At 46.6% G+C, this 13061-nt stretch carries 9 protein-coding genes; 2 read left to right on the forward strand and 7 right to left on the reverse strand.

Annotated elements, in window-relative coordinates:
* The first annotated feature begins 9 nt into the window (after positions 1 to 9).
* Positions 10 to 1332 carry an amidohydrolase family protein gene (locus tag L0660_RS04815; RefSeq protein WP_235158387.1) on the forward strand — a complete coding sequence of 441 codons (1323 nt, stop codon included), beginning with the start codon at positions 10 to 12 and terminating at the stop codon, positions 1330 to 1332.
* A 36-nt stretch (positions 1333 to 1368) separates the two neighbouring features.
* Here the strand turns inward: L0660_RS04815 and L0660_RS04820 are convergent, their stop codons facing one another.
* The 7 genes from L0660_RS04820 to L0660_RS04850 all read right to left on the reverse strand — a co-directional run bounded on the left by L0660_RS04820 (position 1369) and on the right by L0660_RS04850 (position 12309).
* Positions 1369 to 2208, reverse strand: a complete 840-nt coding sequence (locus tag L0660_RS04820; protein WP_235158388.1) for a S1 RNA-binding domain-containing protein — start codon at positions 2206 to 2208, stop codon at positions 1369 to 1371.
* A 49-nt stretch (positions 2209 to 2257) separates the two neighbouring features.
* The gene (locus L0660_RS04825) at positions 2258 to 4663 is read right to left on the reverse strand and encodes a TonB-dependent receptor (RefSeq protein WP_235158389.1); all 2406 of its coding nucleotides are present in this window, start codon (positions 4661 to 4663) and stop codon (positions 2258 to 2260) included.
* A 179-nt stretch (positions 4664 to 4842) separates the two neighbouring features.
* A complete protein-coding gene (locus L0660_RS04830; RefSeq protein WP_233795815.1) occupies positions 4843 to 6171 on the reverse strand; it encodes a TolC family protein in 1329 nt (442 codons plus the stop codon).
* Positions 6172 to 6216: 45 nt separating this feature from the next.
* On the reverse strand, positions 6217 to 9312 hold the full coding sequence (locus L0660_RS04835; protein WP_235158390.1) for an efflux RND transporter permease subunit: 3096 nt from the start codon (positions 9310 to 9312) through the stop codon (positions 6217 to 6219).
* A gap of 38 nt (positions 9313 to 9350) precedes the next feature.
* Positions 9351 to 10448, reverse strand: a complete 1098-nt coding sequence (locus tag L0660_RS04840; protein WP_235158391.1) for an efflux RND transporter periplasmic adaptor subunit — start codon at positions 10446 to 10448, stop codon at positions 9351 to 9353.
* A gap of 142 nt (positions 10449 to 10590) precedes the next feature.
* Entirely contained in the window at positions 10591 to 11838 is a 1248-nt protein-coding gene (locus L0660_RS04845) for a chorismate-binding protein (RefSeq protein WP_235158392.1), read from the reverse strand.
* 45 nt (positions 11839 to 11883) lie between these two features.
* Positions 11884 to 12309, reverse strand: coding sequence for a hotdog fold thioesterase (locus tag L0660_RS04850; protein ID WP_233795819.1), 426 nt, complete (start codon positions 12307 to 12309; stop codon positions 11884 to 11886).
* An 85-nt stretch (positions 12310 to 12394) separates the two neighbouring features.
* On the opposite strand from L0660_RS04850, the gene L0660_RS04855 reads away from it, so the two are divergent.
* Positions 12395 to 13039, forward strand: coding sequence for a histidine phosphatase family protein (locus L0660_RS04855; protein WP_235158393.1), 645 nt, complete (start codon positions 12395 to 12397; stop codon positions 13037 to 13039).
* Positions 13040 to 13061: the final 22 nt, after the last annotated feature.

The following is a 13061-nucleotide window of genomic DNA, read 5'->3' on the forward strand; positions in this document are numbered from 1 at the left end:
CTCATTATCATGATAAAACATAACATTAAGCGCCGGATGACAGGCTTGCTGCTTGGCATTGCCGCATGCGTCACCACCGGAAACGCGCAAAACCCGGCTCCGGCAGTCAAACAGACAAAAATGATCCTCGTAACCGGCGCAACCATTCACGTGGGCAACGGACAGGTGATTGAAAACGGCTCCATTGCCTTCGATAACGGCATTATCACGGCAGTGGGCACCACGGGATCTTTTTCCGGTGGCAATGGCGCTGAGGTGATCGATGCCAAGGGAAAGCACATTTATCCAGGCATAATTTCGCTCAACACGACCGTTGGTTTGCAGGAAATTGCTTCGGTAAGGGCCACTTTGGACTATAACGAAGTCGGCCAGATCAACCCGCACGTTCGCGCGCTGGTGGCTTACAACACCGATTCGGAAGTGATCCCTACCTTGCGCGGCAATGGCATTCTGCTTTCGCAAGCTGTGCCGCAGGGCGGCGTGATTTCCGGCTCCTCTTCTGTTTTTTACAGCGATGGCTGGAACTGGGAAGATGCGGTTTTGGTCAAGGACGATGGCATCTGGCTGAGCTGGCCGCCATTTTTGACGAGCAGTTTTAATTATGAAGATTTCACTGTTTCGGTTAAGAGAAATGACAAGCGCGCTGAGGCCATTAATGTCTTTCGTTCCACATTTGCAGATGCGAGAGCTTATGCGGAAACGCAGTCGCCCGGTTCCGTGAACCTGCGCCTGGCTGCGATGAAGCCGCTTTTTGATGGCTCGGCCAATTTGTACATTCGTGCAGAATATGGGAAGGACATTATTGAAGCTGTGAATTTTGCGAAGGAAAACGGGGTGAAAAAAATCGTGATCGTAGGCGGCGATGAGTCTTACAAAGTCGCTGCTTTCCTGAAAGAAAACCAGATTCCCGTGGTTCTGAACCCTACGCACCGCCTGCCCGGCCGTGTGGACGAACAGGTGTACTTGCCTTACGAGCTGCCCGGCATGTTGCACAAAGCAGGCGTAAAAGTGGCGATCACGTATGCGGACGAATGGTGGCGGACGCGTAACCTAGCTTTTTTGGCGGGGACTTCGTCAGGATTTGGCAATGTGACGCCAGAGGAAGCATTGCAATTTGTTACCAAAAATGCTGCTGAAATCATCGGCGCCGACAAACTGGTAGGAACATTGGAAAAAGGGAAACAGGCTTCGTTCCTCGTGACGGCGGGGGATATGCTGGATATGCGCGGCAATGTGATCCAGATGGCCTTTATTAAGGGCGGGAAAGTGAACCTGGACGATAAGCAGAAGCGGCTTTACGAAAAGTATAAAGTCAAATACGGGAAGAAATGACATAAAAAATGCCGGTCGCAAGCCGGCATTTTTGTTTTAATCTTCTACAACCAGCCTAATGCCGTCATCACCGATCTTGATCAGGCCTTGTCTGTAAAGCCCGCCGATCGCCTTTTTGAAGACTTTCTTGCTGATCTGTAATTTCTTGTAAATATCCTCCGGCGAGCTGTTATCCGATAAATTCAGGAAACCGTTCGCTTTTTTCAGTTGATCCAAAATAGCCTGTGCAGTCGGTTCAACGACTTCATAACCGGTTTTTTGCAGGCTGAGGTCCAGCTTGTTTTCCTCCCTTATTTTTTTGACATAACCCCTTAACGAATCGCCAACATGAATGTCGCGGAAAACTTCATTCGCGTAGATCAGACCTTTGTGATATTGATTCACAATGGCGTTGTAACCCAGATCCGATTTTGAAAAAATCAGCAGATCCACTTCATCGCCTTCGGCAACTGTAAGTCTTTCGTTTTCAAGAAAACGGTCGATTTTGGTGGATGCAATAAGGCGCGAAGATTTTTGGTCGAGATAAAGGAAAACGACGTGCCATTCTCCGAGCTGCATTGGCGTGCTTTGTTCGCGGAACGGCACGAAAAGGTCTTTGATTAAACCCCAATCCATGAAAGCGCCATGTTCCGTAACATCCGTTACTTCCAGAAAAGCAAACTGATTGCGGATGATTTTCGGCGTTTCCGTGGTCGCTACGGGCCGGTCTTCGGAATCCAGGTAAACGAACACCTTAATGGTGTCGCCGATCTGCATTTCATCCGTTAAATATTGATTGGGTAAAAGCACTTCTTCGCCCTCGACATCACTCAGGAACATGCCGACGCTGGTTAAGCGCTCAATGGTGAGGTGATTGTATTTTCCTATAAAAAGCATTCGCTATTGTACAAAAGTTTGCGCAAATGTACGGTTTTCAACCGTAGGATTAGTCTTCTTCACCTTCGCCGCCTTTGTTATCCATTCTTTCCTTCTCTTTGGAGCGGTTGAGGCGGTAGGCAAATGTTACCAAAAACTGCCTTGCACGCCACTGGAACTCCGAACGGGAATAGTAACCTGCATTTTCGACAATGCTGCGTCTTTTCTGAGAATTAAGCAGATCACGCACGCTGGCCGTAACCGTTCCTCTGCCTTTGAGAATGTCTTTGGAAAGCCCGAGATCAATAAAATAAATGGCCAGATCGCGTCCCTGCGTTGTTTTGCGCGGTGCACGGTAATTGAATGAAGACTGAAAATCAACAGATTTAAACAATGTAACCCTCGATGAGAACCGGCTTGTCCAGGAATAAGTGTCGCTTTTTAAAGCTTTATCTTGGTGAAAACCTTCATTAATGGCCCTGAAAATGTTTGCGTTTCCGGTCAGTTTCCACCAGGGAGCCGGGTCATAAGTGAGGTTAAATTCAAATCCATAGGAATCGCCGGTAGAAAGATTGATAGGTGTAATGGTGGTAAAACCCGTGGAATCAACGGAAGTAATGTTCTCCACAACGCCCAGCCGGTGACGATAGTAAATGCTGGACAGCAATGAGCCTTTTGGCATATTCAGCAAATGTCCGGCTTCAAACGAATGTGTAAATTCCGGATTCAGCAATGGATTACCGGCGCGGAATACGCGGGAATCGCTGAAATTGGAGAAGGGTAGGAGGTCGCGGAAATTAGGACGGCTCAGGCGGTAACTGTAACTCAGCTGAACAGTTTGCGCATCAGCAACTTTGTATGACGTATGAATGCTTGGAAAAAGATTAAAATAGCCACGGTGATTGCGCTGATTCGTCTTTTTAAGCTCCGTAGTAATGTCCGAATATTCTCCCCTTAACCCCGCTTGAACGAACACTTTTCCAAACTGATTGCTCGCCATGATATAACCTGCATGGATTTTTTCGTCGTAAGCAAACCGGTTATCATACTGGTCCAGAATAATCCAATCCATCTGCTCGTCCTGCTGATGCACTGAGAAATCATTGTCCAGTAACCGGATGGACGTTTTTAGTCCCGCTTCTATTTTTCCATCCTTTCCAATGGGTTGAATGTAATCAAGCTGTGCAAGGAATGTCTTTTCATCTTCGGTATTATATGCACGCTGCATAATGCCGGTTGGATCGAGATTCGAAAACTCCCGGTAACGAGCGGATTCCGTTTCGTCACTAATGATGTATTTGGAATTGAATGTCAGGCTTTGTCCCTTTTTGTCAAATTTCTTTTCATAATTCAATGCTGCCTCAATGTTCGTTCTTGGCTCGGTTTCTCTTTCCGTACGCGTAACGGTTTGTGTCAGCACATTGTTAAAATCATAATCCATGTAATCCAGCTGTGACCTGTTGTTATTCATGGACTTACGGTAAGAAACTGTCGCTGTAACCGTGTTAAAATTGTTCAGAAAATAATCCAGGCCAACCATAAAGTTATTGGAAGTCCCCGAGCGCGTCCGCGCCGAACGTTGCTCGTACACAAAACTCGTATCCGAGCTGTTATATTCCTGGCGCGAATTGCCCCTGCCTGGCCCTTCTCGATACATTAAGCCGTAATTCGCAATCAGATTCACCTTTTTACGTCGATAATTAAGATTGAAAGAGCCGCCGAAATTGGAGGGATAACCGGCAGTCGCCGTAAACGAACCATTCAATCCGTAACGGATATTTTTCTTCATCACAATGTTCAGGATGCCGACTTCGCCTTCCGCATCATAACGCGAGGAAGGATTGGTAATGATCTCAATGCTCTCGATCAGGTCCCCGGGAATCTGCCGCAGCGCTTCTGCCGGGTTTAAGCCGATCATGCCCGATTGCTTTCCATCAATCAGAATCCGGACGTTACCGCTTCCCCTTAATGCTACATTTCCTTCCACATCAACAGTTACCGAAGGCATATTATTCAAGATGTCCGATGCATTGCTTCCAATGTTGCTCAGGTCTTTTCCAACATTAAAAACACGCTTATCGAGCTGCAATTCCATCTGGCTTTTTTCCCCGCGCACGAGCACTTCTTCCAAAACTTTTGAATTCGATTGAAGTGAAATTAGTCCAAGGTCCAGGTTCTGGCTGGCGACATTCACATTGGGGACAATCTTCTCATCCAAAGTGAGATACGTGATTTTGAGAAAATAATTTCCCGGTGCAGCAGGAAATTCGAAAAGGCCTTTATCGTCAGAAGCAATGCCGCCTGCGAGGCTGGAATCCTTTGCAGAATAGAGTGCGACATTGGCAAACAGAACCGGATTCTTATCCCCATCCTCCAATTTGCCTTTAATTAAGAAAGTCTCCGCTGGCTCTTCCTGTGCAAAACTTTGCAGGTTGATCAAAAGCAATAGCAAAAAGGGGAGCCGGAAATTTCTCATGACGTTAAGTTGAAGGAAGTAAGTTTGTTAGATGGGTGAAATGGTGAAAGGTTTAATCTTTTTTTAATCTTTATAAACAAAAAGGAGAAAAACCTATGCCACCAACGCTTCTTCCGGCGCAAAAAGAAAAGGCTGACTATTTGATAGCCAGCCCTTTAATCAAAAATGAGATTCAAATGCTATTGCAATGTGTTACTAAGCCGTTTTAGCTCGATTTCGGCTGCTTTGGCTGCATAGTTCAGGTTGATCATCCGGTAACCGGCATCTTCAAAGCTCCGCTGGGCCTCACGCACATCGATGATTGTTGCCTGGATCAGTTCAAAACGTTGTAATGTAAGATCCAAGAGCTGTTTTGCCAGGTTAAAGTTGCGTTTTTGTGTTTCAAGTTGTTCTAGCGAGGTCAGGAAAGTCTGATACATTTTCACAGCACCTGCATTGTAATCACGGACAATAGAGCTTCGTTGCAACTTGGCGCTTTCCGTGTTAATTTCCGCAACCTGCTGCTGTCTTTTAAACGCCGAACCGTTGTAAATCGGGATAGCGAGCGTGAGGCCTGCATTAGGACCTGCAACCCTGTTCAGCAAGGTAAAACCGGCCGCAGTTTGGTTTCGGGAAAAGTTGTAAGCCGTGTTGAACCGCACGGTCGGGTATCTTAACGCAGCCGTTTCGCGGACGATCAGCTCGTTAATGCGGATTTGATGATCCGCTGCTTTCACGTCTGCATTCGCCGCAATCCGGTCCAGAATGGCGTCAAGTTTAAGCGTGTTATCAACCATAATTGTATCCTTAATGCTTACCGCCGACTTCGGATCGAGCGTCAGGATGCGAAGCAGTTCGGTTTTGGCGACCTGGGCTACATTCAGCTGGTCCAGAAATGTCTGGTTTAATGTATTTAAATCGATTTCGGCTTGAAAAAGATCTGCATTATTCGCCATTCCCGCTTCTTTGCGCACTTTCAGGATTTCAAGTCGTTTTTCGGAAGCTTGGATCGAGGTTCGCACCGTATTCAGGTAACTCAATTGGCGCACGACATCATAATAACTCGTCATTACCAATGCTATTGTGTTCTGAATCTGAGAGTTAAGCAGCTCTGTGCTTTGATATTGCAGCTCGGCCAGTCGTTTTTTTGTGGAAACAACCCTTTTACCATTGTATAACAAAATACCAGCATTCAAGCTGGCCTGGGTGTTGTTACCCGCTGCAGCATTCCGATTGATCTCAGTTCCGTCCGTTAACTTTTGATTGACCTGTGTGATCTGTTCTGTATTGGAAGCCTGAGCTGTCACCAGCGGCAAGCCTCCGGCAACGCCATAATTGTTGAGCAGCGTGTTGGCTTCCACATTGTTTTTGGCGATTTCTATTTCGTAATTATTCTTTAAAGCCGTCGCGATCGCATCTTCCAAGGTGATCGTAAGGCTGTCGGCCTGCATGGAAAACGCGCTGCTGCTGACCAGCAGGAGCATTAGCAAAAGGTTTTTCTTACATTTCAAAATCAGGAGCGGGTTCATGCAAAGACAATAGTTGATTTATAAATATTTCAGGAAAAATGGCTGTTAATGCTGAACAGCCAGCTCTTCTGCCATTTTCTGTTCTTCTGTCATTTTGTGGTTTTTCGGTGAGATGAACGTGTAAACCGCCGGGATCACAAACAATGTCAGGATCAGCGAGAACATTAACCCTCCCACGATAACCACACCCAGCGGAACGCGGCTCGTAGCAGCAGCACCCAGGCTAAGCGCAATCGGCAATGCTCCGAAGGCCGTGGCAAGGCTCGTCATAAGAATTGGTCGTAAACGCTGTGTGGCCGATTCCACGGCGGCGGCCATTCTTCCCATTCCCTGTTCCCGTTTCTGGTTGGCAAACTCCACGATCAGGATCCCGTTTTTGGTTACCAAACCAATGAGCATGATCATCCCGATCTGAGAGAATATATTGATCGTGAGACCAAAAAGATACAAGCTCAGCAATGCACCCGCTAACGCAAGCGGCACGGTAATCATGATGATAAATGGATCTGTAAAGCTTTCAAACTGTCCTGCAAGCACCAGATACACAAGCAATAATGCTAATCCAAATGCAAAGCTGGTGTTTGACGAGCTTTCTTCAAAGTCACGCGAAGAGCCTGTCAGTGACGTCTGGAATGATTCGTCCAGCAGTTTTGCTGCAATCCTGCGCATAGCGGCCACACCGTCGCCGATGGTTTTTCCTTCCACTAATGATGCAGAAACCGTTGCGCTTTTGTAACGATTATAGTGATAAATCGTAGGCGGGCCGCTTTCTTCCTTCATCTGAACAACGGCCGTCAACGGAATATTTTCACCCCGGTTATTCCGCACGTAAAGTTTAGAAATATCAGCAGGCTTGTTCCGTTCCGAACGCTCCACCTGGCCGATTACCTGATATTGCTGGCCGTTCATGATGAAATAGGCAAGTCGTCTTCCGCTAAATGCAGATTGGATCGCACCGGCAACGTCTGTTGTCGACAATCCAAGATCTCTTGCCTTCAAGCGGTCAATCGTAAGCCGGATCTCAGGTTTGTTGAATTTCAAGTTCACGTCCACATTCTGGAATGTCGGATCTTGCCGCGCTTCTTCCAGGAATTTGGGCAATACTTCAAAAATCTTGTTGAAATCAAGGTTTTGTAATACAAACTGAACGGGTAAGCCGCCCCGTGAGCCCTGGCCAACGGCAATGGTTTGTTCCTGAGTTGCGAAAATCCGCGCATCATTGAAACGCGCCAGCTTTTTGTTGATTTCCTGAGCCAGGTCGTTCTGGCTTTTCTTACGCTCGCCAGCCGGGACAAGGCCAATCCGTGCCGTGCCGCTGTTTACACCGCCACCGCCAAAGCCCGGCGTTGCGGAGAATGTGAATGCTTTTTCGGGAATGGAATCGTTCAGGAAGTTGGAAAGCTGATCGGAAACGCCCTGCATCTGGTCAAAACTGGTTCCTTCCGGCGCTGAGAGGTTGAAACGGATGCTGTTCCTATCTTCCATTGGTGCCAGCTCACTTTGTAAATTAGTGTAGGTAAAATAAATAAGTACACCGCAGGCCGCCACCAAAACCCAGGCAAGCCAGCGTGCCTTCATAAAGCCGCGCAGTGAACGGTTATATCCATCTTCCATGCCTGTAAAGAATGGCTCTGTCTTATTGTAGAACCAGCCATGGCCTGCACTTTTACGATTTAAAAACACATTCAAAACCGGGGTGATCGTAAGCGAAACGAATGCTGAGATCAAAACCGCGGAAGCTACGACGATACCAAATTCCCTGAACAGACTCCCGACAAAACCTTCGAGGAAAATAACGGGCAGGAACACAACAGCAAGCGTAAGCGACGTAGAAATTACAGCAAAGAAGATCTCGCGGCTTCCTTCCAATGCAGCCTGCCTTATCGGAAGGCCGCTTTCAAGCTTTCGGAAAATGTTTTCCGTGACTACAATTCCATCATCAACCACGAGTCCTGTTGCCAGTACAATACCTAGAAGGGTCAATATATTAATTGAAAACCCGAAAAGATACATGATAAAGAACGTCGCAACCAGCGATATCGGAATATCGATCAATGGCCGGACTGCTACGATAAAGCTCCTGAAAAAGAACAGGATAACGATTACCACGAGTGAAAAGGCGATCAGCAGGGTTTCCTCAACTTCCAGGATAGACTGACGAACCAGTCGCGTATTATCCAAGAGGACATTGAATGTAATGTCCGATTTATTTGATTTCTGGATCTCTGCAAGCCTTTTGTTGAACTCATCTGAAATCTCAACATAGTTGGCTCCCGGTTGCGGGATTACAGCCAGACCAACGGCGTACATACCGTTGTATTTCCAGCTTTGTTCCTCATTTTCAGGGCCAAGCTCTACTTTTGCAACATTAGCCAGACGCACAATCCCTGCACTGTCATTTCTGATAACGAGGTCGCTGAATTCTTTTTCACTGGTAAGCCGGCCCATTGTCCTGATGGTCAGCTCGGTGTTTGCTCCGTAAATCTTTCCCGCCGGTAACTCGACGTTTTCAGAGCTTAATGTTGTTGAAATATCATTGAAAGAGATGCCATAGGCGCTCATTTTATCCGGATCAAGCCAGATGCGCATGGCATAACGCTTTTGCCCGAAAATATTGATGGCACTTACGCCGTCAATCGTTTGAAGACTTTGCTGCAATACGTTTTCTGCATATTCACTCAATTCCAATAAACCCTTGGAAGGACTTTGAACCGCAAGAAGCAGGATAAAATCACTGTTTGCATCCGCCTTGCTTACCACCGGCGGCGCGTCCACATCTTGCGGGAGGTTGCGCTGCGCCTGGCTTACTTTGTCACGAACATCATTGGCTGCGCCTTCAAGATCCGATTCCAGGTTGAATTCAACAGTAATGTTACTGGACCCGATTTGGCTGGATGAGCTGATACTTTTAATACCGGGAATACCATTGATGCTTTTTTCAAGCGGCTCAGTGATCTGGCTTTCAATGATATCGGCGTTTGCACCCGTGTAACTCGTGCGGACGTTTACAACCGGAGGGTCAATGGCCGGGTAGTCGCGGAGTGAGAGAAAGTTATAGCCTACCACACCGAAGAGGATGATGAGCAGGTTCATAACTACGGCCAAAACGGGCCGTTTTAATGATAATTCAGAAATGTTCATAGGTCAGGTTCAAGGAAATAGTTGTTCTACCGCCGTAATTACTTCACAGCATTCAAGCTTTTTACGCTTCTCACTTTCACTGGGGCATCAGGACGGGCAAATAACACGCCCGAAACAACTACGGTATCCCCAACGCTCAGGCCACTGGTCACTTCAACTACTTCTTCACGTCTGTCACCAGTCTGGATTTCTACAAAAACCGCCTTGCCGCCCTTCACGGTAACCGCCTTTTTGCCCATCGCTTCCGGTATAATGCAGTTGGTTGGGATCAGGATACTGGATTTATTCGTACTCGCATTCAAATATACTTTCGCAAACGAACCCGGACTTGTGGAGCCGGAATTCAGAACAGCTCTTACCGTAATATTCCTGGTAGACTGGTTAACCTGCGGTTCCAGGGCGATAATCCGTGCACTTTCTCTTTTTCCGGAATTCTGGTCCAGGAGCACTTCTACATTGGCACCTTTCCTTACATATTTCTGGTAGGTTTCGGGAATTGTAAAATCGATCCTCAGATTGGCCAGCTGCTGCATGGTAGCAAGGACGTTCGTTGGCGTCACGTAAGAACCTTCACTTACTTTTCTTAAACCTATAACACCGGTAAATGGCGCACGAATAATGGTTTTGTCGATCAAAGCCTGCGTGTAAGCCATATCCGCCTTAAATGTATTGACCTGGTTCACAGCCAGATCGTAATCGGCCTGGTTGATGCCGTTTACGGCCACAAGCTGTTTCAATCGCTTTTCAGTGGTTTCTGCAAGTTCGAGCTGCACTTTTGTACGGTTCAGCTGCGCCTGTAAATCCGCATTATTGATCCTGGCGATCACCGTTCCTTTGGAAACAGTTTGTCCCTCAGGCACATTGAGAAATGTGAGCAGTCCGCTTACTTCCGGTCTGAGCTCGGCAAATTCATTAGCAACAATTGTTCCGTTAACTTCGACCTTATCGCTTACATTTTCAGTTTTGGCAATGATGACGTCAACGATCGTAGGTCCGCCGCCACCCTTCGCCTGAAAAGTGTCCTTTTTTTCCTTGCATGAAAATGTGAAGAGAAGCGTACCCGAGAGGATTACAGAGGAGAGGGTTTTATTCAGATTCGGTATTTTCGAAAATACAGACTTTGTGTTTGGATTCATAAAATAATAATTCCAGAGCTTTGGTTTAGGGGGCGTTGTTGTGAATAATATCGAAATTCGGGTCTTTCCCAAAATTATATATTAATCTAAAACCTATTGGACTTTTTTCTACTATAAAAGTTTAATAGCAGAAAATATATTTTTAGAATTCCTGAGCAATTACTTTCAGAAGTGTATCACATTTCATCTCCGTTTCTTCCCATTCCCGCTCAGGAATGGAATCTTCGGTGATGCCGGCGCCCGCAAAAAATGTTGCTTTTCCATCTTTAAACCTCACCGTCCGCAGGTTTACAAAAAGATTTGTATCGCCGCCCACTTGTGCCGGCCCGATAAAGCCACTATAAAATGAGCGGTCATAGCCTTCGATCTCGGTAAGGAATTGCAGGCTGGGAAGCTTGGGTACGCCGCAAACCGCAGACGTCGGGTGCAGGAGTTTAAGCATGACAGACGCGAGCTCAGGGAAGTTCAATGTCGCCGTGTCCACTTCAAAATCAGTCCTTAAATGATATAAATTACCGGCCAAAACTGTTTTAGGGCCAGTCTCCGTGTATTCCCGAAGGCGGATTTTCTTGAAACATTCCACAATGTAACGGCTGACCAGCGCATGTTCCTCAATCTCCTTTTCGCCCCAGCGAATATCAAACTTTGGGATAAGCTCACCAGCGTCATTCCGCGCGTTCTGCGTTCCCGCGAGCGACATTGTCCTGAAAGTGCCATTCGAATCCTGGCGTACCAATGCCTCCGGACTGGCCCCAAGCCATAACTCATTCTGATCGGGCAGGTTAACCAGCGAAACAAATGCATGCGGATATACCTTTGCCAGCTTGCAGAATGCTTTGGCGGGCTGAAAGTTTTCGGAATAGGCTAAGTCCTTTGTGCGGGATAAAACTACTTTTTTAAACTTCCCCTGGCGGATAGCAGATACAGCCAGCTCGACCGTCCTTTTAAAACGGTCGCGGGCATCCAGATCCGGTAATTCTTTGATGGCAATAGCATTGTGATAGGCATCTGGATTCGCATCTTTGGCAATTTCAGTGGCCAGCGTTACCAGCTTTATCACGTCCGGATGTTCCTCGCTGACGTTATTTTCGATGTCTTTTATACTATTATCGTCAGAAAAAGTCAGAATAATGTCGCCTTCCAGAAACAGCACCTCCTGATCGGTTTCCCAATGAAAGTTGCTTACGACGAAGCCGGGTGAGAGTTTTTCGAGCTCAGGCTGACATTTTCGGATTCCGTCCCGAACTGAAATCAGCAGCTGAATTTCATTCCTGTGCGGTAATCTCCATAATGCCGACGGAAATCCCAATTGTCTGGATGCTGTCCAAAGCTCCTCAACCTGTAATCCCTCAAATATGGAAAGTCGTGTGTCGGTTTGTACTGAAAGCATTTAGTCTTTAATCTAATCGTTAGGTTATTTTTCTGCAAAATAATGTCAGCGGTCGGCATTCACAATAGCAACTGTCAGGCGGCTGATACATACCAACTTTCTTTCTTCATTGGTGATTTGAATGTCCCAAATGTGAGTCGTCCTGCCCAGGTGGATCGGTCGCACAGTTCCGTAGACGAAACCCGCCCTGGCAGATCGGATATGATTTGCATTAATTTCCAGACCCACCGCATGTTGTTTATCGGGATCGGGCAGACAAAGAAATGATGCAATGCTGCCCAATGTCTCTGCAAGAACAACAGATGCGCCGCCATGTAAAATTCCAAATGGCTGATGAGTACGCTTGTCCACTGGCATTCTTGCAGTTATATAATCATTCCCAATTTCTGTGAACTCAATTCCGAGATGGTTGGAAATTGTATTCTGACTAAAAGAATGAAGTGCATCTAACGTAATGGATCTGGTGAACATATCTAAAAATTGTATAAATTTGTATCTGCTGTAAAGGTTAAAAACAAGGTATTTGCAAAATTAATATTTAAAAAATCCTATTATTTTGAAAAGAAAGTCTATCTACCTCATTCGTCACGGTGAAACAGATTTTAACCGCAGGGGAGTGGTTCAGGGAAGCGGTGTTGATTCCTTGCTGAATGAATGGGGCGAAGCCCAGGCTGCCGCTTTTTTTAATGCTTATCAACATGTTCCTTTTGATAAAATTTACACCTCTGATTTAAAACGAACACATCAAACTGTTCGTGGGTTCATCAGGCTTGGTATCCCTCATGAAAGCTATGCAGGGCTGAACGAGATCTCCTGGGGAAACCGCGAGGGCCGCGAACCGAACACGGGTGATAACAACTATTACCGCGAGCTGGTCACTGCCTGGAAAAACGGTCAGGTTGATCTTGCGGCGGAAGAAGGAGAAAGTCCTTTGCAGGTGCGCGAGCGCCAGATCCCGGTGATCGAGACCATTCTGTCCCGGCCGCACGAAAGAAATATCCTGATTGCCATGCACGGCCGCGCCATGCGGGTGCTGCTTACCACGCTTTTCAATCAGCCTCTTGTTAATATGGATGATTACGAGCATAGTAACCTGTGTTTGTACAAAATCAACTATTCTTACGACACAGGGAAGTTTGAGCTGGAAGTGGCCAACAACATTACCCACCTGTTGTCCCTAGAAATTCCTCAAACTTTGTAAAAACCGTTTGTGTACATTCGTT

Origin of the sequence: Dyadobacter sp. CY351, assembly GCF_021502625.1 — a bacterium.
In the GTDB taxonomy this organism is placed as follows: Bacteria; Bacteroidota; Bacteroidia; order Cytophagales; family Spirosomataceae; genus Dyadobacter; species Dyadobacter chenhuakuii.